This is a genomic window from Bacillus sp. FMQ74 (assembly GCF_001875785.1).
GTDB lineage: Bacteria > Bacillota > Bacilli > Bacillales > Bacillaceae > Bacillus > Bacillus stercoris.
The window spans coordinates 403,719-421,372 of sequence record NZ_MOEO01000002.1; the positions used below are offsets into that span (position 1 = coordinate 403,719).

Here is a 17,654-nt window from a genome sequence, read left to right on the forward strand (position 1 = left end):
ATAACAGGAAGATTGACCGGCCTTCAAAATATTTGCTTAAAGAGACTGTTTCTCGTGAGTTTAATAAAAGTGGGTCAGCCCATAGAAGGACTGACCTATTTTAAAGAGTTACAATGTGGAAATATCAATCACAAATCGATAACGGACATCACTTCGGAGGATCCGTTCGTATGCTTCGTCCACTTGATCGGCGCGGATGACTTCGATTTTAGGTGCGATGCCATGCTCAGCGGCGAAGTCCAGCATCTCTTGAGTTTCTGAAATTCCCCCGACTAGAGAACCTGCAATGCTGCGGCGGCCCATGATTAAGGAAAACACACTGTATGTGTCCGGCTTGGCAGGCGCTCCTACATTTACAAGTGTTCCGTCTATACGAAGCATTGATAAATAGGCATCTACATCGAGGTTCGCCGATACCGTATTTAAGATCACATCAAAACGTCCGGCCAATGCAGTGAATGTAGCTGGGTCACTTGTAGCAAAGTAATGATCTGCCCCAAGTTCCAGAGCCTCCTCTTTCTTATTCATGGAGCGGCTCAGGGCGGTTACCTCTGCACCCAGCGCATGTGCAAATTGAATTGCCAAATGTCCAAGACCTCCCACTCCTACAATCGCAACCTTTTTACCAGGCCCAACATTCCAGTGTTTCAGCGGGGAATACGTTGTGATACCTGCACACAATAGCGGACTGGCAACATCCATTTCCAAACGGTCTGGAATTCGGACAACAAATCTATCTGTGACAACGATTTTTTGGCTGTACCCGCCATATGTCGGATTTCCATCGTAGTCTAGTGAGTTATACGTTTGAACAACACCCTTTGTGCAGAACTGTTCTTCGCCGCTGAGACAATATTCGCATTCTCCGCAGGAGTCAACAAAACAGCCGACGCCAACACGGTCTCCGACAGCAAACTTCGTCACTTCTGTTCCAACAGCTGTTACAACTCCGGCAATTTCATGTCCGGGAACCATCGGAAAGATGCCGCCGCCCCATTCATCAAATGCACTATGGATATCGGAATGGCAAATACCGCTGAATTGAATATCGATTAAGACATCGTGCGGCCGTAATTCTCTTCGCTCAATCGTTGTTTGCTCAAATTTGGCTTTTGCATGTGATACGCTTAATACACGGGTTTGATGTTGATTACACATATGAACCTATCCTTTCTTCATCATAAGTGCTGTGAAAAACATGCACTTATTTATGTTTATGGTGTCTTCAACATAACCATAAACCTTAAAGTCCGCTTTAAGGCAAGGTTTTTTTATTTTCCATCTGATAGATGTTCGGCTTGGCTGCAATACATCACATTTTTATAAAGTATGATACAACTCATCATGAACAGGCTCTAACCAATCCGTTTCCCCCGGCGTAATGGCTAAGTGCACAAACCAGCTGTCTTTCGTCGCGCCGTGCCAATGTTTTACATGGGGCGGAATATTTATGACATCCCCGGTTTTGAGTAATTGAGCTGGTTTTCCTTCTTCTTGATACCAGCCTTCACCGCCAGTTACTAACAAAACTTGCCCGATTTTATGAGAATGCCAGTAATTGCGCGCTCCCGGAGCAAAAGTGACATTCCCGATGGAAGCATTGAGCGGCGTCTCATCGGTAAATACCATGTGTAAAAATGCATCCCCGATAAAGTTTGCTTCCACTTTTTCACCTAACGGAAAGATTGTGCTGTTGCTGAATTGATCAAATGTCATTAGTTGACCTTCTTTTTTTTTATGTGTAAAGATCTCTTTTGCGATTTGAAATGCTGACCAAGCTTTGGGCCATCCGGCATAGAATGAAAGGTGGGTGATGATTTCCGCCATTTCCTCCTTTGTTAATCCGTTTTCCTTCGCTTTTTGAAGGTGCGGAGTTAATTGTTCGAAGTTTCCTCCAGCAATTAACGCGGAAACTGTAATCATGCTGCGATCGCGCGGAGATAGTTCTTCCTCTCTTGCCCAAATCTCACCGAACAGAACATCATCGTTTAGCTCTGCAAACTTTGGTGCGAATTCTCCTAATAGATCTTGTCCAGCAGTTTGTTTTTTTGCCATTTAGTAATCCCTCCATCTAAACTGTTTATTGCATGGAGAAGTATAGAGCTTAAAGTGTGCTTTAAGGCAAGCCTTGGATTTGCGAAAAAGACTCTGCATTCCGCTTGACTTAAAGTTAACTTTAAGTGTTACCTTCAAAACATGCAGGACAGAGAGGTGAAGAGTATGAATATTGCGCAGGTGGCAAAGCAGTTTGGACTGACAGCGGCAACACTCAGATATTATGAACGTGTCGGTTTGATTCCGCCGGTAAAACGAAAAGAAAGCGGCATTCGCGATTATGATGAAGAAGATATTAAATGGATTGAATTCATTAAATGCATGCGAAATGCAGGCCTATCGATAGAAGCGTTAATTGAATATACAACATTATTTACTGAAGGAGACCGTACGGTAGAAGCCCGCAAAAATATCCTGGCTGATGAAAGACAGCGGCTGATAGAGAAGCGGAAAGAAATTGATGAAACAATTAAAAGATTGGATAAAAAAATTGAGGATTATGATGGGAAATTGCATGAAAATGAGGCACAGCTCAAAAGCAGGCCTAAAACGGAAAGTCTTCACAAATAAAGGTGCAAGAAAGCATTCTTTACGTCTGAAGAGGGCAGGTTAAAATAAAAGGTTTAGTTTCAAACTTGTTTCCCCCATCAAAAAATCATGCATAAAAAGAGGTGGATATGATTCCTTATTCGATTGGAGAATTTGCAAATATCATCGGTGTGACAACAAGTACCCTTAGGTATTATGAAAAGGAAGGGCTTCTGACTCCTCATCGCAATGAGAATAATATCCGGGAATTTACGGATCGTGATATCGGCTGGATGCATTTTTTGCTCCATTTGAAAGATTCAGGAATGTCGATGACAGAGCTAAAACAATATACAACATGGCGAGCAATGGGTGATGAAACCATACATGATAGAATGCATTTACTTGAAAAGCGTAAGCACATGGTAGAATTAGAAATCCAAGCTTTACAGCGAAACCTAGAAGTTTTAAACCGTAAAATAGTATTCTATAAGGACCAGATAAAGGGGGATCAATATGAGTTTGTCCTTTATCCAAATGAAGAGCAAAAGTCATCAAAATAATTGTCTTAAGGCTGAAGGGATTTTTAAAAATGAAAATTCCCCTTCAGCCTTTATTGTTTGAGTTACATTTAAAATCTAAAATTCACTTTTGCAATTAAAAAACAGGCAGCATAATTCCAAAAAGATAAACCCTATTTCCTTGGAGATGGAGAAGCGTTGATCATTTCGCCAGATTCTCCCCTCAGCCGCTTAATATCTTCTTTAGGCGGAAAACCAAACATGCGGGAGTATTCACGGCTGAATTGTGAAGGGCTTTCATAGCCGACCCGGAATGCAGCATCCGCGGCATCCACTGACATCGTTAATAACAGGCGTCTGGCTTCCTGCAGCCTCAGCTGTTTTTGGAACTGAATCGGGCTCATAGCCGTCACAGCTTTAAAATGTCTGTGCAGGGAAGAAACACTCATATTCGCTATACTTGCAAGTTCCTCAATTCGAAGAGGCTGGTCAAAGTCTTTCATGATGTATTCAATGACATCTTTGATTCGATATGTATAGCTTCCCTCAATCGCAATTTGCTCCAGGGTGTGTCCGTGCGGCCCTTGCAGAACCCTATAAAGAATCTCCTTTGTAAAGATAGGGGCTAATACCGGGATATCTTGCGGGGTGTCCAGCAAAGAGGCTAACCTGCTAACTGCATCCAGCAAAGGTTGCTCGGTTTTACTGACAAACATAGCTCTCTTCGTCTGTTTTTTAGGCCCTGCATGAAAGCCGGAATCACTTAAAACCTCTAAGACTTGGCCGGGAGTAAATTCAAGTTTAAGAGCCAAATAAGGCTCCTCTGATGAGGCTTTTATCACTTGCCCGGCAACAGGCAAATCTACAGATGCCACAAGGTAATCTGCAGGGCTGTACCTATAGCGCTCCTTTGCAAGCAATACTTCTTTTTCACCTTGAACGATAACGCAAAATGATGGCTTATAAACGCTGTATAACGGTTCGGAAGCATGAGATTCTCTAATGAAAAACATAGACGGAACAGCAGTCTTGTGAACACCATCCCCACATGTATAACGTTCAATAAGTTTGGCAAGCTCTATCTGTTGTTGGCCGATTCGCACAGACATGTGTCATTCTCCTCCAGCTTGATATGTTTCATTATAATGCTTGTTTGCAAATGGTGTCATCAGGTGTGAGAGGATTAGGCAATCATTTGATACAAATGAGATAACGGCTGTTTTTTCTTTCATTGCATAATGAATAGGAAGATTAAAAGGGAAGAGGGGACTCAAAAGATGGATTATGTAAAACTTGGACATTCTGGTTTGGATGTCTCCAGAATTTGTTTAGGGTGTATGAGCTTTGGCGCCGCAGAAAAGTGGGTTCATCAATGGGTACTCGATGAAGAGAATAGCCGTCCCATTATCAAAAAAGCGCTTGAGCTTGGCATCAATTTTTTTGATACGGCAAATGTGTATTCAATGGGCGCAAGTGAAGAAATACTGGGCAGGGCGTTAAAGGATTATGCCAATCGAGATGAAATTGTGCTTGCAACGAAGGTCCATCAGCGTATGCATGAGGGCCCAAATGGTGCGGGTCTCTCACGAAAAGCGATTATGAGCGAAATGGATAAAAGTCTTAAGAGACTGGGTACAGATTATGTAGACCTTTACATCATCCACCGCTGGGATTACCATACACCCATTGAAGAAACGATGGAAGCATTGCATGATGTGGTGAAGGCTGGGAAGGCGAGGTATATTGGTGCTTCTGCTATGTATGCCTGGCAGTTCCAAAAGGCGCTGCATGTTGCAGAGAAAAATGGCTGGACCAAATTTGTGTCGATGCAGAATCACTTAAACCTGATATACCGTGAAGAAGAGAGGGAAATGCTGCCGCTTTGCAAAGAAGAAAAAATTGGAGTGACTCCGTACAGCCCGCTCGCATCTGGGAGGCTGACGCGTGATTGGTCCGAAACCACACACCGCTCCGAAACCGATCAAATTCAGAAATCAAAATACGATGCGACTGCTGAGGCTGACCGGCTTGTTGTAGACCGGCTTGCAGCAATTGCAGAAAAACACGGGGTTCCCCGAAGTCATATTGCAATTGCTTGGCTGCTGCAGAAGGAACCAGTAACAGCTCCTATTATTGGTGCTACAAAAATGTCCCACCTTGAAGATGCTGTAAGAGCTCTATCCATTAAGTTAACATCTGAAGAAATGGCATTTTTGGAAGAACCATATGTGCCCCATCCGATCGTTGGCCATCATTAATTACAGTTGATGGGATAAGGAGCAGGGGAGCATGATTGAAAAACAGTATACAATTATGGCAAGTACAGGGTTTGCCCGAGCGGCAACCTTGCTGGTTCGTGCAGCCTGCAAGGTTCACGCTCATATAACTCTTCTGTATCAGGAGAAATCCGTGGAACTAAAAAATTCACCCAAGTCTCTTATTGAGGTGATGTCATTAGGGATTACACCTGGTACCCAGATTCAAATCAGAGCAGAAGGGATTGAAGAGGAGCAGGCTTTGCAAGAAATAGAAGAACTGATGGAAAAAAGCGGGTTAATCTATTTACAATCATGAGGCCCGAAAGATGAAGAACAGTACTATAGCAACTTAAAAAAACAGAAGCTGAGGAGCAGTTTTGGTCTATCAATACTGTTCCTCAGCAAATGAGTCATTGTATGTTAAAGGGTTGGCAATTGAATCGCTGTATCAATATTTTTTAAATGTAGCTTGACTTGTTCGTCAGTATTCCAAGGATGGTACCAGCCTTTTTCCATCATATAGCTTGAGAGTTGTTCATGCATATCGAGTGCTTCTTCCAAATGGCGGATAAGGACCTCTTTTACTTCAGGCGTTCCGGCTTCAGTGGCTGCCATCGCATAATTTCTGACTCCGTTTTTTGCTGAAATTAATAAGTCCATAGCAATGATTTGGTCTGTCAGAACATTCATGCCTGTTAGATATTCAATGATTGGATTCATTATTCACTCATCTCCTCATTCTTGCTTTGCATTAGATAAAATAGAGGCAAATTCCTGCAGCTGTCGGGTGGTGATGTCAACGTCTTGCTGCATGATTTCTTTAAGTTTCGGATCAGATACCAGTGCTTTCATTGTTTTAGATTTCGTCAAACAGAGTGTCTTGAAAGCAGTCATTTCCTGGACCTCAAGCACTTCATGTAAGGCATATTCCATTTCTGTAACCTCCGTTTTTTAAGGCTTTAACACAACTTTTATACAATCATCCCTTTTTGCATCAAAAATGTCATAGCCATGCTTGGCTTCACTAAGCGGCAGGACATGGCTGACAACATCCCCCGGATCAATTTTGCCCGTTGATACGAGTTCAAACATGTACGGCATATAGTGGATCACAGGAGCCTGTCCAGAGCGTATATTGATGTTTCGCTGCATAATATCTCCTAACGGAAAACCGTTATATCTGCCTCCATACACACCTGTAATTTGTATGGTTCCTCCTTTGCGAACAGCTTGGGAAGCAATGACCAATGCACTCATCGTTCCGCCTTGAAGCTTTAATCCGCTGGCTAGGAACTCGAGATCGCTCATTTTACCATCCATCCCAACAGCGTCAATGACTACATCCGCTCCGCCTTTCGTAATTTCCTTTAAATAATTCCCTGTATTCTCATGGTCTTCAAAATTAACGATTTCTACTTTGTTTGTACGTTTCGCATGCTGTAAGCGATAGTTTACATAGTCAACTGCTATGACGCGTTTTGCGCCTTTTAGCCAACAAAACTTTTGAGCAAACAGGCCGACTGGTCCGCAGCCGAGAACGATAACTGTATCGCCTTCTTTTACGCCGGCATTGTCAACACTCCAAAAGCCGGTGGTCATGGCATCGGCGATCACGCTTAATTTCTCATCGGGTTCCTCACAAGATTCAGGAATTTTAAAATGGGTAAAATTCGCAAAAGGCACTCTTAAATATTCAGCTTGGCCGCCCGGATAACCGCCAGTTTGCCCTGAATAGCCGAAATAAGCACCCATTTCCCCATTGTCATTAGACTGATCACATTGACTTTCCAGCTGGTTTTTACAAAAAAAACATTCCCCGCAGGCGATCGTAAAAGGGATAATGACGCGGTCACCTTTTTTGACCTTTGTTACCCCCGGCCCAACTTCTTCAACGATTCCCATCGGTTCATGGCCGATGACATAGTCTTCTTGCATATTAGGAATAAATCCATGGATTAAATGTAAATCTGATCCGCAAATGGCTGTACTGGTGACCTTTATAATCATGTCATCGGATTTTTCAATCTTTGGATCGGGGACATCTTTGACCACAACATTTTTAATGCCTTGATACGTTACTGCCTTCATGCTGTAAAACCTCCAGTATTAGTGTTCATCAGGTGTCCGGTCAAACATCCCTTTTCGATTTGTTTCATCAGGAAAGAGGTTCATATTGCCGACCATGATCGTGTTTTTTGCAGAGAGCTGATCCAGCTTATACTGTTCGCTCAGCTCATATGGATGAAACCATTTTTTGCTGATCATCAGTTCCGAAATCTCTTGGTGCATCGCAATTCCTTGCATCAGCTGTTTCCGCAGCAGGGCTCTTACATCTTGTGAAGCGGTTTCTGTCAAAGCTACAGCAGTATTCCGTACGCCTTCCTTAGCTCGTATGAGAAAATCCATCGCGAATGTAGTGTCTGCAAGTTCAGGCACATTCAGCGAATTAATAGGGTCTAAATGATCATTATTCAAAGAGGTTTACCTTCCTTTCAATTGATGATTGGCGTTGGGCGGCTTTGAGGGACAGGGGCCTGAAATGAGGCACGCTCATAAACCGCTTGTAATTCTGTAAGGTCTTGAATGGATTGCTGCACATCTTTTTGCATCAAGTCCTTCAGTTCTTGGTCAAACACAAGTCCTTGCATTAACTTTGATTTCGCTATACAAAGTGTTTTAAAGTTCACGATTTCATGTAAGTCTACAGCCTCATGAGCTGCTAATGTTTGATGATCCATATTGATGCAACCTCCTTTTATCAACGTTACATTTCCCGAAATGAAGTTGAAGCATACAAAAAGAACACTCGGTATCATTTTTTGTTTTTTTAGAAGCCCTGTTTTTGCTCGTTAGCGTACATTTCTCATGTCGGGATAAACTGCACTTTAAATGGTGAGTATAGTTTGAACCTGAAAGACGAGTGAAGTTTTTTATGGAAACTTGACATAATGCTGTCAGGTTTCTTTTTGTATCATTAAAATGTATGACCAGTAAAAAGTATTTTTATAGGAGGTACACAATATGAAGCTGCTGCAAATTAGACTTTTGGTGAACGATTTTAAGAAAAGCGTCGAGTTTTATAAAGATTCATTAGGACTTCCGATAAGTTGGTCAGAGAATGAAATGGGATATGCACTCTTTGATAATGGGGAAACGAAAATAGAGCTATTATCTCAAGAAACGATGGCTGAAATCGTTGGAGAGGAAAAACATTCTGTAGAAGGAGATGCTCAATCAAAATTTTTGCTTCAGTTTAAGGTAGCTGATGTTGATAAAACGTATGACGATTTACACAAAAAAGGAGTGAAATGTGTGAATAAACCGCATGATCGCAAGGAATGGAGTGCCCGAGTTGCTCACTTCAGAGATCCAGATCATAACCTGATTGAAATATATAAAATGCTGTGATCTTTCGACTCGCAAAATCATAGAATAACGGTTGATAACGTACCTCATCATTTTTATACGCCCTGGTAAAAGAAAGCAAAGTCATAATAGCTTGCGGACACTGAACTTGCAGCATTTACGCTGATTTGTTTGGTGTCCGTTTTTGATTGGTGAAAAAGATGGAGTATCCATGAATCGAGGAGAAGCGTGGATATAAGACAGCAGTACACTGATTGAGTTAATTGGTGGACACGAAACCGCGTGATCCATGTCCTTTTTAACACACCATCAATATCAAGCCTGACTGCCATTTATTTTGTATCTTTAATTGTCGAAAACATAGGAATAATTCCACTTTTGAAAGATCTAATTTATGGTACATTGATACATATATGGGAGGGGAGGGGGCATGTGTTCTAAAAGTAGATCTTTAACTGGATTGAAGTAAGTTAAACGTACGGCATTGATAAGGGGAGGGTATAAGATGAATAAGCTAAAGAGACTAGGTATGCTAATGGTAATGATCACATCATTGTTCATTTTTTCTAGTCATGCGCTTGCGGCTCAGTATTATACGGTTTCAACAAGCAGCGGTGCGCCTGTAAATATGCGCAGCGGCCCAGGTACAAGTTGGGGAATTGTAACGACCATTCCGAGCGGAACCCGCATTCCGATCTATTGCTACAAAACCGGTACAACTGTAACTGGAAAGTATGGGACGAGTAATATTTGGAATTACACAGAGCGGACGCTTGCAAGCGGCGAGATCGTTCCTGGTTTTGTCTCTGATACTTATATGTATACAGGCTCAGACGGTCCGGTTGTTCCTAAATGCAGCTGGTAGCATTGTTCTATTGATTCCTAAAATCAAGAAATTGAAGAAAGAGGGATGACATTGACTAAACTGAAAAAGCTCAGTATGTTAACCGTTATGATTGCATCATTATTCATTTTTTCCAGTCAAGCGCTTGCCGTTCAGTACTTTACTGTCTCAACAAGCAGCGGTGCGCCTGTAAATATGCGCAGCGGTCCAGGTACAAATTATCCTATTATGCTTTCCATTCCGAGCGGCTCCCGTGTTCCTTATTATTGTTACGCTTATGGAACAACAGTGACTGGGAAGTATGGAACGAGTAATATTTGGGACCAGATCCAGTGGAAAGATTCCCGGGGGATCGTGAATATTGGATATGTGTCTGACACGTATGTGTACACAGGCTCAGACGGCCCTGTCGGTTACAAATGCAACTAGCTATATACTGATCTCCCTCTTAAGGGTCTATCAGAGAGAAACCATACCAATAACAATAGTTGGTATGGTTTTTGCTATGCTTGCGTCTTCTATTCCTGCATTTGTGGTGATTTTCAAAAGAGATTTATGATGTTAGACACTGATTGTTGTTGAGGACGAAATAACCAGCCGCTATAGGGTTGTATCTAATGGTATAAAATACGGAATTAAGATAGGAAACATCTCACATTGTCGTTCTCGTTAGTGAAAAGTTCTTTTTACGCTTCGTGAAATCTTCTCTCATTCAATCATTAACCCGTATGTTTATTTTTTTCTAACATGTTGTGTAATCTCTCAGAAAATTTTTTATGATGCATGGTGTACCCCGTATGATTTCCGGGGAATTCAACCACTTCTGTTTTCAATTGTTCTGCTAGGGCGTTCGCGCAACGATAAGGAAAAAGCTCCCGTGAAGCACTTCCGCCAGCTGGGAGTACCTTCATCGGTGCAGATGTAAACACAGTTTTTAAAGCTTCGATATCTAATGTATAGTTGAGAATTCCTTGAATTTCATACTCAGTGAAATACGTTGAATTGCCGAGAAGCCGCTTTGTCGGGACATCCTTTGATTGTTCATCTGTCTCTAATCTTGCTATTAACTTAATGACCTCACCTCGATGATTTTTCTTAAGGTCTTCCATGAATTGCTCGGCTTGTTTCAGCTCATTTCCATGCAGAAGCTGCAATAGGATTGGTTCGTGTGGGATCATGACACGTACTTGTTCAGGGTGGCGTATGCACAGATCAAGCCCTATAACAGCACCGGAGCTGCTTCCAAATACATAGGCTGGTTTATTGGTGATTTTGGCTAGAAGACGGTGAGCATCTTTGCTGTGTGTTTCCACACGGTAATCCTCAACCTGATGGGCGAGATTGCTGCGGGAATGGCCGCGGCGATCGTAAGTAACAACCGTGTACCAGTTAGCCAGATGATTGGCAACATGATGGAACTTGTCGGCATCACCGCCTCCGCCGTGTACCAAAAGAATGATTGGACCCGTGCCCCGCACCTGATAGTGGATGTTCGCGCCGGGTACTTGCAACGTTCCATTGTTTATCGTCATTTGTAGGACCTTCCTTTCTTCTCATCTCCCTTAACTTTACACAATTGACCAATGGTATCATATGCAGGAAATAACTAAGAAACAAACTCGCCATATAAAAAGCACTGATTATATTTCATCAGTGCTTCCGTTTTGTTTATTTAGAGTAGACAATTTTTTTTATTGTTTCATCAGAGAGGTGATATTCATCAGATAATTGATGAATTGTTTTGCCGTTTTTAAATGCTTTTTTAATAGAAGCGTTTCTGTCAACGATCAGCTTTCTTGTGCCTGAACACGCACCCCATTTTTGATGAGAGGATTCAGGTTTAGGGATATATATTGTTTTTCCTTGAACATACTTTTGAATCTCTGATATCAGCTTTTCAGGTAAAATAGCGGTTGCTTTTACATATGCCATTTCTGCCAGCTCCTTATTTTTTTATGTCAAATAAGGTGCAAAGCCACTATATCAGAAAAGCTTACTTGGGCGATCTTTTAGAAAGTCTACCCCATGCAAAGTATCGCCTTCCCAATAATAGGCTTTGCATGGGACGTTGCGGAATCTGGCATTCTCACCTTGCTTGCCATTTACATCACCTCCTTAACTATTTTCGATGATCATTTCCATTATAAATTAGAGTAAAGCCTTATGGCATCTTGTTAATTAAAGTTGAAGCAGTATGAAAATCAAAGGGGGACCTTTCCAGTTAGAAGGGCTGAGGCTGATTGGCAAAGAAAAGAGTAAGATTCAAGTTATATTACTTTGGATTCAAAATATTGACAAAACAATGTATTTTCAACAATAGGGCAGCCCCTTCATGTATACTAAGTCTAGATTTACAATATTTAGAAGGAGGTAATAGAATGAATATCAGTTTGAAGAAAAAAGCGGACTTCTGGAAAAAGACAACGATCTCCCTACTTGTTTTCACCATGTTTTTTACCCTGATGATGAGCGAAACGGTTTTTGCGGCGGGACTGAATAAAGATCAAAAGCGCCGGGCGGAACAGCTGACAAGTATCTTCGAAAACGGCACGACGGAGATCCAATATGGATATGTAGAGCGTTTGGATGACGGGCGAGGCTATACATGCGGACGGGCAGGCTTTACAACGGCAACCGGGGATGCATTGGAAGTAGTGGAAGTATACACAAAGGCAGTTCCGAATAACAAACTGAAAAAGTACCTGCCTGAATTGCGCCGTCTGGCCAAGGAAGAAAGCGATGACATAAGCAATCTTAAGGGATTCGCTTCTGCCTGGAAGTCGCTTGCAAATGATAAGGAATTTCGCGCTGCCCAAGACAAAGTAAATGACCGTTTGTATTATCAGCCTGCCATGAAACGATCGGATAATGCCGGACTAAAAACAGCATTGGCAAGAGCTGTAATGTACGATACGGTTATTCAGCATGGCGATGGTGATGATCCTGACTCTTTTTATGCCTTGATTAAACGTACGAACAAAAAAGCGGGCGGTTCACCAAAAGACGGAATAGACGAGAAGAAGTGGTTAAATAAATTCTTGGACGTACGCTATGACGATCTGATGAATCCGGCCAATCATGACACCCGTGACGAATGGAGAGAATCAGTTGCCCGTGTGGACGTGCTTCGCTCTATCGCCAAGGAGAACAACTATAATCTAAACGGACCGATTCATGTTCGTTCAAACGAGTACGGTCATTTCGTAATCAAATAAGCATTAAATGAATAAAACGGCAGCGTTTTTGTCGATGTTTAGCCAGCATTTTCAGCACGATGTGGAAAAGACAAGAGACAAACAAGCTCTTGTCTTTCCTATATATGATAGTTCAGCATAACTATTTAAGAATTGAGTAATGAATGTATTACCAGGCGTATGCCTCAGGTGACTCTCCTCCAGGTCCGGGAAAGATATCATTTAACATGCGGAGAATCTCCTCATCCAGACTGATTTCAACGGCTTTTATCGTATCACGCAGCTGCTCAACCGTTCGTGGTCCGATGATCGGCGCAGTTAAAACTGGATTTGCCAGCACCCATGCCAAAGCCACATTTGCCTCTTTTTCTCCTAGTTCTTTGCAGAAATCTGAAAATTTCTCGAGTTGTGAACGATGTTTTTCAATTACATCTGCTCTTTTTGCTGTACGAGTTCCGGCATTGCTTTTCAATGCATTCCCGCCAAGAAGCCCTCCTGCAAGGGGACTCCACGCCACTACCCCTAAACCAAGATCCCGTGCAGCCGGCAGCACTTCCATCTCAGCTGTTCGTTCTAATAAACTATACTTATGCTGTTCAGTGACGAGTCCCATGAATCGTCGTTTTTCAGCTTCAGCTTGCGCTTTAACTAAATGCCAGCCTGCAAAATTACTGGATCCAATATAGTCTACTTTGCCAGAGCGAACCTGAGTCTCAAAAGCTTCCCATATCTCATCCCACGGTGTCCGCCTATCGATATGATGCATTTGGTACAATTCTATATGATCTGTCTGAAGCCGCTTCAGTGACCCTTCCAGATGACGTCTGATTTTGTATAGAGACAAGCCCCTCATATCATTTGGTCCGTCATTCGGATCAGAAATCGGTTCATATACTTTTGTCGCCAGAACAACTTTCTCGCGGCGCTGTCCTCCTTGTGCAAACCATTTTCCAATGATGCTCTCTGTCAATCCTGCATTTTTGCCCCAGCCGTAAATATTGGCAGTATCAAAAAATTGAATGCCGTTATCAAGCGCTTCATCCATGATACGGAACGCAGTCTTTTCGTCTGTATCAACTCCAAAATTCATCGTTCCTAAACATAAACGGCTCACCCGCAATCCTGTTCTCCCTAAATGGGTATACTCCACAACAAACCTCTCCTTTATCATTATTTTTGCAACAGCTGCAATGCAATTGATTCAACAATTGTTTCGCTCTCTGTTACGATTAAAAAGACGAAGCAAATGTAAAGCAGACGCAAAATAATAGGAGGTTTTTTCAAATGAATATAGAGAATCTATGGGTTAAGTTTCATCAGCCGTTAAAAACATATATTTCGCATAGGGTTAACGATCAATCTGTGGTTGATGACCTCTTACAAATCGTATTTATGAAAATACAAGTGCATCTCCCAAATCTGATCGATGAACAAAAGATCGATAGCTGGATTTATCGGATTACTAGAAATACGATTATTGATTTTTACCGTACAAAAAAAACAATCGAAATATTGCCTGATGATCTACATTTTAGTGACAGTGCAGAGGAAGAAAATTTCACCAAGGAAGCAGCTGTGTGTATTCGATCGACCATCAAACGGTTGCCTGAAAAGTATCGAGAGGCGCTCGAGTTAACTGAATTTCAGGGGTTATCACAAAAAGAGTTGAGTGAAAAGCTCGGCATTTCTTACTCGGGAGCAAAATCAAGGGTACAACGCGGACGGGGAAAATTAAAACAGCTGCTTGAGGGGTGCTGTCATATTGAAGCGGATCGATATGGAAATATCGTAGACTTTCGTATTTTAAAGGAATAACTGATGAATAAAGTCAGTTTTCTAATTTAAATCGGGCATCCACTGCCAAATACGATTCTGCAATAGGAAGATGATGTTCCCGTTGATGTAGGCAAGAGATAGATGTATAATATAAATCGTAATGTTTTCGATTTAATGAAAAGGAGTGTTGGAATGAAGATTTTATTTGCAAAGAGGTTAGGTATATTAGCTATAGGTTCATTACTCGTATTGGCAGGATGTCAGACTTCCGATTCATCTAAAGGTGAGTCTAATAAAACAACATCATCCTCAGCAGCTGAAGAAGACTCTTCCAAAACGCAAGAGCAAACATCTGAAAGTCACACACATGAACATTCTCACGATCATAATCATGCGCATGATAAAGAAACAGAAAAAATGTATGAAGGCTATTTTAAAAACAGCCAAGTAAAGGATCGCCCACTTTCTGATTGGGAAGGAGAGTGGCAATCTGTATATCCATACCTGCAAGATGGTACTCTTGACGAAGTGTTTTCATATAAATCAGAACACGAAGGCGACAAGACAGCTAAAGAATATAAAGAGTATTATAAAAAAGGTTATCAAACAGATGTTGACCGTATTGTAATCCACAAAGATACTGTAACCTTCTTTAAAAATGGAAAAGAATATTCTGGTAAGTATATGTATGACGGGTACGAAATTCTAACATATGATGCGGGAAATAGGGGGGTAAGATACATATTCAAACTAGCTAAAAAAGCGGAAGGGCTTCCTCAGTATATCCAGTTTAGTGATCATAGTATTTATCCGGCTAAAGCTAGTCATTACCATCTCTATTGGGGTGACGACCGTGAAGCTTTACTTGATGAAGTCAAAAACTGGCCTACCTACTACCCGTCAAAAATGGATGGGCACGATATTGCCCATGAGATGATGGCTCATTAAATGATGATTACTCTATGAAGTATGGTGTTCTTTTATCATAAAGCTGTTCTGCAACAGCCATTTATCACTGTGGAAAATGGCGCCTGTCCTTTATAGAGGTGAAATGCTTAAATGCCCCTGTATTAGCTGCTGACCCTTCGCCAGCAGCTTTTTGTCCTCTTTAGTTTTTTCGTTTTTTCTCTCCGTCGACAGTGATTTCTATTTCATTGACTCCTAAAAAATAAACAAAACATTAATAAAACAACGTTATTTCATTAACAAAGTTAAGATACGATCAAAATAATGTGCCGATGTGAAAAAGTGTTTTTGAGATAGGTTAAGAGTAAGGGAGATATGTTGAAAAATGAAAATACTAAGGATGAAGAAGCATGTAGCAGTGGCTTTATGTTCTCTTGTATTGATTCAAAGTTCACTGAGTGTATGTTATGCAAGCACAACAACGAAAGCACAAACAATAACCCCGCCGCCCCAACCTTCAGGATATTTTGTAGATCACTACAAAAACAATATTTCTGCTAATACGACAGTGAATTCCAATCCCGCGATCGGGTTGCTTTCCGAATTCAATAAGCTTTGGACTCCCGGAAGTACCTGGGAAAGCGGAGTCAAGCTGAACAATGGCGTGTTGGATGCCAACATTCAAAAAGTTGTAGACATTGCAGAACGCCGCACTTTCAGTGAGGAAAATGCCGCATATTTTGATGATCGCAGAAATCAGAGTTACAGTGTGATTGACGGTCTTGGTCCGCTTACCGATTTATATCGAGTCAAGGCGGGAGCGGCAACAACGATTAACAGTATCCCGGCAGATGCCACGATGACGAAATACAATGATGAAGGAACCAATTCTGGCAGCACGAGCTCCAGTCTCGGCAGCATCGTGAGTTTGGTCAATACGTTACGAGGCCCCTATTCGTCAACGAACCCGGCTAAGGGATATTTTCAATATCCCCGTCCGTTTCGATGGGAAAGCAATTCTATTCTTGTTCCAACCCTTGTTCCCGCTATCAATCCGGATCCCAGCAAAGACGGAGGCTTTCCGAGCGGGCATACGAATGCCGCATATCTCAGCTCTTTTGCTATGGCTTATGCCGTACCGGAGCGTTATCAGGAACTCCTTACCAGGGCTTCGGAACTTGGCAATAACCGCATTGTTGCCGGTATGCATTCTCCGTTGGATGTTATAGGCGGACGTGTCATGGCAACTGCCTTGGCGGCTGCTATTTTATCTGATCCAGCCAATAAAAGTTTGAAAAAGGCTGCTTATGATGAAGCTCACAGTAAATTGTTAACGCAAACTGGTACAGCGGAAGATCGATTCAGCGATTATGACATCAATAAAAAACAATATATTCAACGATTAACATACGGATTTGGACAAATCAATTCAACTGCTAAACCAATGGTGGTACCTAAGGGAGCCGAAGTTCTGCTGGAAACCCGTTTTCCATACCTTGACAACACGCAGCGCCGCTGGATTTTGGCTACTACCGGTCTTCCTTCAGGCTACCCTGTTCTTGATGATCCTGAAGGGTGGGGACGGCTTAACCTCTTTTCCGCAGCCGATGGATATGGCGCCTTTGCCAAAGACGTTACCGTGAATATGGATTATTCAAAAGGCGGTTTCCATGCAGTGGATCGCTGGCGCAACAATATCTCCGGAACTGGGAAGCTGACCAAAAAGGGGTCAGGCGCGCTAAAGCTGGAGGGGAATAATACATATTCCGGCGGTACACGGATTGATCAGGGGTCACTTGAAGGCGACTCGAGGACAGCATTTGGGAAAGGCGATGTTTCTAACAACGGAGGCACCCTGAAGGAAAAGGTGTCAGGAAAACTGATCATTGAAGGAGACTACAAACAATCTGCCAAGGGTATTCTTGAGCTGAATCTCAGCGGAAAAAATGATCTGCTTCACATTAAGGGTAAGGCAAACATAAAAGGCACATTGCATCTCAATTTCACTGACAACTACGTACCGGCTGATGGATCGACGATTATCACCTATAAAAAAGGTTATGGATCATTTTCTTCTATCGAGATCACAGGTTTACCAAGCAAATACAAAGTAAAGGTGATCTATAAGCCCGACAGCATCCAATTAAAAGTCAAGAGAAAATAGTGTGCTGCCCTGGTGTTACTAGTTATTATATTCATTTTGTTG

General features: G+C 42.0%; 22 protein-coding genes and 1 pseudogene. 11 read left to right on the top strand and 12 right to left on the bottom strand.

The annotated features are described in order from the left end of the window. Positions 1 to 108: 108 nt before the first annotated feature. The 3 genes and pseudogenes from BLL41_RS06505 to BLL41_RS22995 all read right to left on the bottom strand — a co-directional run. Positions 109 to 1,158 (bottom strand): NAD(P)-dependent alcohol dehydrogenase, encoded by a 1,050-nt coding sequence (locus BLL41_RS06505; protein WP_071577208.1) that lies wholly within the window; start codon positions 1,156 to 1,158, stop codon positions 109 to 111. A gap of 162 nt (positions 1,159 to 1,320) precedes the next feature. Next, on the bottom strand, positions 1,321 to 1,716 hold the full coding sequence (locus tag BLL41_RS22990) for a cupin domain-containing protein (RefSeq protein WP_256252393.1): 396 nt from the start codon (positions 1,714 to 1,716) through the stop codon (positions 1,321 to 1,323). Positions 1,717 to 1,761: 45 nt separating this feature from the next. After that, positions 1,762 to 2,055 (bottom strand): annotated as a pseudogene (locus tag BLL41_RS22995) (carboxymuconolactone decarboxylase family protein); the annotation flags it as partial. Positions 2,056 to 2,220: 165 nt separating this feature from the next. On the opposite strand from BLL41_RS22995, the gene adhR reads away from it, so the two are divergent. Together adhR and BLL41_RS06520 are read left to right on the top strand one after the other, a co-directional pair. After that, positions 2,221 to 2,625, top strand: a complete 405-nt coding sequence (gene adhR, locus BLL41_RS06515; protein ID WP_071577210.1) for an aldehyde stress transcriptional regulator AdhR — start codon at positions 2,221 to 2,223, stop codon at positions 2,623 to 2,625. Between the two features lie 107 nt (positions 2,626 to 2,732). Further along, positions 2,733 to 3,146, top strand: coding sequence for a MerR family transcriptional regulator (locus tag BLL41_RS06520; RefSeq protein ID WP_083427945.1), 414 nt, complete (start codon positions 2,733 to 2,735; stop codon positions 3,144 to 3,146). Positions 3,147 to 3,277: 131 nt separating this feature from the next. On the opposite strand, the gene BLL41_RS06525 is transcribed toward BLL41_RS06520, so the two are convergent. Beyond that, the gene (locus BLL41_RS06525; protein WP_071577211.1) at positions 3,278 to 4,213 is read right to left on the bottom strand and encodes an AraC family transcriptional regulator; all 936 of its coding nucleotides are present in this window, start codon (positions 4,211 to 4,213) and stop codon (positions 3,278 to 3,280) included. 168 nt (positions 4,214 to 4,381) lie between these two features. On the opposite strand from BLL41_RS06525, the gene BLL41_RS06530 reads away from it, so the two are divergent. Then, a complete protein-coding gene (locus BLL41_RS06530; RefSeq protein ID WP_071577212.1) occupies positions 4,382 to 5,362 on the top strand; it encodes an aldo/keto reductase in 981 nt (326 codons plus the stop codon). A 31-nt stretch (positions 5,363 to 5,393) separates the two neighbouring features. Beyond that, complete coding sequence (locus BLL41_RS06535; RefSeq protein WP_071577213.1) at positions 5,394 to 5,678, top strand: HPr family phosphocarrier protein; 285 nt, start codon at positions 5,394 to 5,396, stop codon at positions 5,676 to 5,678. Positions 5,679 to 5,782: 104 nt separating this feature from the next. Here BLL41_RS06535 and BLL41_RS06540 read toward each other — a convergent pair whose 3' ends face one another. From BLL41_RS06540 to BLL41_RS06560, 5 genes are read right to left on the bottom strand one after another with little or no spacing between them, the layout of a single operon-like run. Then, the gene (locus tag BLL41_RS06540) at positions 5,783 to 6,082 is read right to left on the bottom strand and encodes a spore coat protein (RefSeq protein WP_040082347.1); all 300 of its coding nucleotides are present in this window, start codon (positions 6,080 to 6,082) and stop codon (positions 5,783 to 5,785) included. A gap of 15 nt (positions 6,083 to 6,097) precedes the next feature. Next, the gene (locus BLL41_RS06545; RefSeq protein ID WP_003229842.1) at positions 6,098 to 6,295 is read right to left on the bottom strand and encodes a hypothetical protein; all 198 of its coding nucleotides are present in this window, start codon (positions 6,293 to 6,295) and stop codon (positions 6,098 to 6,100) included. A gap of 18 nt (positions 6,296 to 6,313) precedes the next feature. Continuing rightward, positions 6,314 to 7,450, bottom strand: coding sequence for a zinc-dependent alcohol dehydrogenase (locus BLL41_RS06550; protein ID WP_071577214.1), 1,137 nt, complete (start codon positions 7,448 to 7,450; stop codon positions 6,314 to 6,316). 18 nt (positions 7,451 to 7,468) lie between these two features. Further along, a complete protein-coding gene (locus tag BLL41_RS06555) occupies positions 7,469 to 7,837 on the bottom strand; it encodes a spore coat protein (RefSeq protein ID WP_071577215.1) in 369 nt (122 codons plus the stop codon). Positions 7,838 to 7,854: 17 nt separating this feature from the next. Further along, positions 7,855 to 8,100 carry a hypothetical protein gene (locus BLL41_RS06560; RefSeq protein ID WP_014477469.1) on the bottom strand — a complete coding sequence of 82 codons (246 nt, stop codon included), beginning with the start codon at positions 8,098 to 8,100 and terminating at the stop codon, positions 7,855 to 7,857. Positions 8,101 to 8,383: 283 nt separating this feature from the next. On the opposite strand from BLL41_RS06560, the gene BLL41_RS06565 reads away from it, so the two are divergent. From BLL41_RS06565 to BLL41_RS06575, 3 genes are all read left to right on the top strand, one after another. Beyond that, the gene (locus tag BLL41_RS06565) at positions 8,384 to 8,770 is read left to right on the top strand and encodes a VOC family protein (protein ID WP_071577216.1); all 387 of its coding nucleotides are present in this window, start codon (positions 8,384 to 8,386) and stop codon (positions 8,768 to 8,770) included. Positions 8,771 to 9,233: 463 nt separating this feature from the next. Then, on the top strand, positions 9,234 to 9,593 hold the full coding sequence (locus BLL41_RS06570; protein ID WP_071577217.1) for an SH3 domain-containing protein: 360 nt from the start codon (positions 9,234 to 9,236) through the stop codon (positions 9,591 to 9,593). A 51-nt stretch (positions 9,594 to 9,644) separates the two neighbouring features. Then, on the top strand, positions 9,645 to 10,001 hold the full coding sequence (locus BLL41_RS06575) for an SH3 domain-containing protein (protein ID WP_014477466.1): 357 nt from the start codon (positions 9,645 to 9,647) through the stop codon (positions 9,999 to 10,001). Positions 10,002 to 10,291: 290 nt separating this feature from the next. On the opposite strand, the gene BLL41_RS06580 is transcribed toward BLL41_RS06575, so the two are convergent. After that, complete coding sequence (locus tag BLL41_RS06580) at positions 10,292 to 11,104, bottom strand: alpha/beta hydrolase (protein ID WP_071577218.1); 813 nt, start codon at positions 11,102 to 11,104, stop codon at positions 10,292 to 10,294. Positions 11,105 to 11,240: 136 nt separating this feature from the next. Then, the gene (locus BLL41_RS06585; RefSeq protein ID WP_071577219.1) at positions 11,241 to 11,504 is read right to left on the bottom strand and encodes a CD3324 family protein; all 264 of its coding nucleotides are present in this window, start codon (positions 11,502 to 11,504) and stop codon (positions 11,241 to 11,243) included. 446 nt (positions 11,505 to 11,950) lie between these two features. Between BLL41_RS06585 and csn the strand changes: the two genes are divergently transcribed. Continuing rightward, positions 11,951 to 12,787, top strand: coding sequence for a chitosanase (csn, locus tag BLL41_RS06590; protein WP_071577220.1), 837 nt, complete (start codon positions 11,951 to 11,953; stop codon positions 12,785 to 12,787). Between the two features lie 148 nt (positions 12,788 to 12,935). On the opposite strand, the gene BLL41_RS06595 is transcribed toward csn, so the two are convergent. Next, complete coding sequence (locus BLL41_RS06595) at positions 12,936 to 13,916, bottom strand: aldo/keto reductase (RefSeq protein ID WP_071577221.1); 981 nt, start codon at positions 13,914 to 13,916, stop codon at positions 12,936 to 12,938. Positions 13,917 to 14,050: 134 nt separating this feature from the next. Between BLL41_RS06595 and sigZ the strand changes: the two genes are divergently transcribed. From sigZ to BLL41_RS06610, 3 genes are all read left to right on the top strand, one after another. Further along, positions 14,051 to 14,581: an RNA polymerase sigma factor SigZ gene (gene sigZ, locus BLL41_RS06600; protein WP_071577222.1), complete on the top strand. Its 531-nt coding sequence runs from the start codon at positions 14,051 to 14,053 to the stop codon at positions 14,579 to 14,581. A 153-nt stretch (positions 14,582 to 14,734) separates the two neighbouring features. Further along, positions 14,735 to 15,490 (top strand): metal-binding protein ZinT, encoded by a 756-nt coding sequence (locus tag BLL41_RS06605; protein WP_071577223.1) that lies wholly within the window; start codon positions 14,735 to 14,737, stop codon positions 15,488 to 15,490. 343 nt (positions 15,491 to 15,833) lie between these two features. Next, a complete protein-coding gene (locus BLL41_RS06610; RefSeq protein ID WP_071577224.1) occupies positions 15,834 to 17,612 on the top strand; it encodes an acid phosphatase in 1,779 nt (592 codons plus the stop codon). Positions 17,613 to 17,654: the final 42 nt, after the last annotated feature.

Excerpts from the sequence above, each read along its gene's own strand:
- csn (WP_071577220.1), top strand. The coding sequence starts at position 11,951 with ATGAATATCAGTTTGAAGAAAAAAGCGGACTTCTGGAAAAAGACAACG.
- BLL41_RS06585 (WP_071577219.1), bottom strand. The coding sequence starts at position 11,504 with ATGGCATATGTAAAAGCAACCGCTATTTTACCTGAAAAGCTGATATCA.
- BLL41_RS06520 (WP_083427945.1), top strand. The coding sequence starts at position 2,733 with ATGATTCCTTATTCGATTGGAGAATTTGCAAATATCATCGGTGTGACA.
- BLL41_RS06535 (WP_071577213.1), top strand. The coding sequence starts at position 5,394 with ATGATTGAAAAACAGTATACAATTATGGCAAGTACAGGGTTTGCCCGA.
- BLL41_RS22990 (WP_256252393.1), bottom strand. The coding sequence starts at position 1,716 with ATGACATTTGATCAATTCAGCAACAGCACAATCTTTCCGTTAGGTGAA.
- BLL41_RS06525 (WP_071577211.1), bottom strand. The coding sequence starts at position 4,213 with ATGTCTGTGCGAATCGGCCAACAACAGATAGAGCTTGCCAAACTTATT.
- BLL41_RS06550 (WP_071577214.1), bottom strand. The coding sequence starts at position 7,450 with ATGAAGGCAGTAACGTATCAAGGCATTAAAAATGTTGTGGTCAAAGAT.
- BLL41_RS06565 (WP_071577216.1), top strand. The coding sequence starts at position 8,384 with ATGAAGCTGCTGCAAATTAGACTTTTGGTGAACGATTTTAAGAAAAGC.
- BLL41_RS06530 (WP_071577212.1), top strand. The coding sequence starts at position 4,382 with ATGGATTATGTAAAACTTGGACATTCTGGTTTGGATGTCTCCAGAATT.
- BLL41_RS06580 (WP_071577218.1), bottom strand. The coding sequence starts at position 11,104 with ATGACGATAAACAATGGAACGTTGCAAGTACCCGGCGCGAACATCCAC.
- BLL41_RS06605 (WP_071577223.1), top strand. The coding sequence starts at position 14,735 with ATGAAGATTTTATTTGCAAAGAGGTTAGGTATATTAGCTATAGGTTCA.
- BLL41_RS06560 (WP_014477469.1), bottom strand. The coding sequence starts at position 8,100 with ATGGATCATCAAACATTAGCAGCTCATGAGGCTGTAGACTTACATGAA.
- sigZ (WP_071577222.1), top strand. The coding sequence starts at position 14,051 with ATGAATATAGAGAATCTATGGGTTAAGTTTCATCAGCCGTTAAAAACA.
- BLL41_RS06540 (WP_040082347.1), bottom strand. The coding sequence starts at position 6,082 with ATGAATCCAATCATTGAATATCTAACAGGCATGAATGTTCTGACAGAC.
- BLL41_RS06505 (WP_071577208.1), bottom strand. The coding sequence starts at position 1,158 with ATGTGTAATCAACATCAAACCCGTGTATTAAGCGTATCACATGCAAAA.
- BLL41_RS06570 (WP_071577217.1), top strand. The coding sequence starts at position 9,234 with ATGAATAAGCTAAAGAGACTAGGTATGCTAATGGTAATGATCACATCA.
- BLL41_RS06545 (WP_003229842.1), bottom strand. The coding sequence starts at position 6,295 with ATGGAATATGCCTTACATGAAGTGCTTGAGGTCCAGGAAATGACTGCT.
- BLL41_RS06610 (WP_071577224.1), top strand. The coding sequence starts at position 15,834 with ATGAAAATACTAAGGATGAAGAAGCATGTAGCAGTGGCTTTATGTTCT.
- adhR (WP_071577210.1), top strand. The coding sequence starts at position 2,221 with ATGAATATTGCGCAGGTGGCAAAGCAGTTTGGACTGACAGCGGCAACA.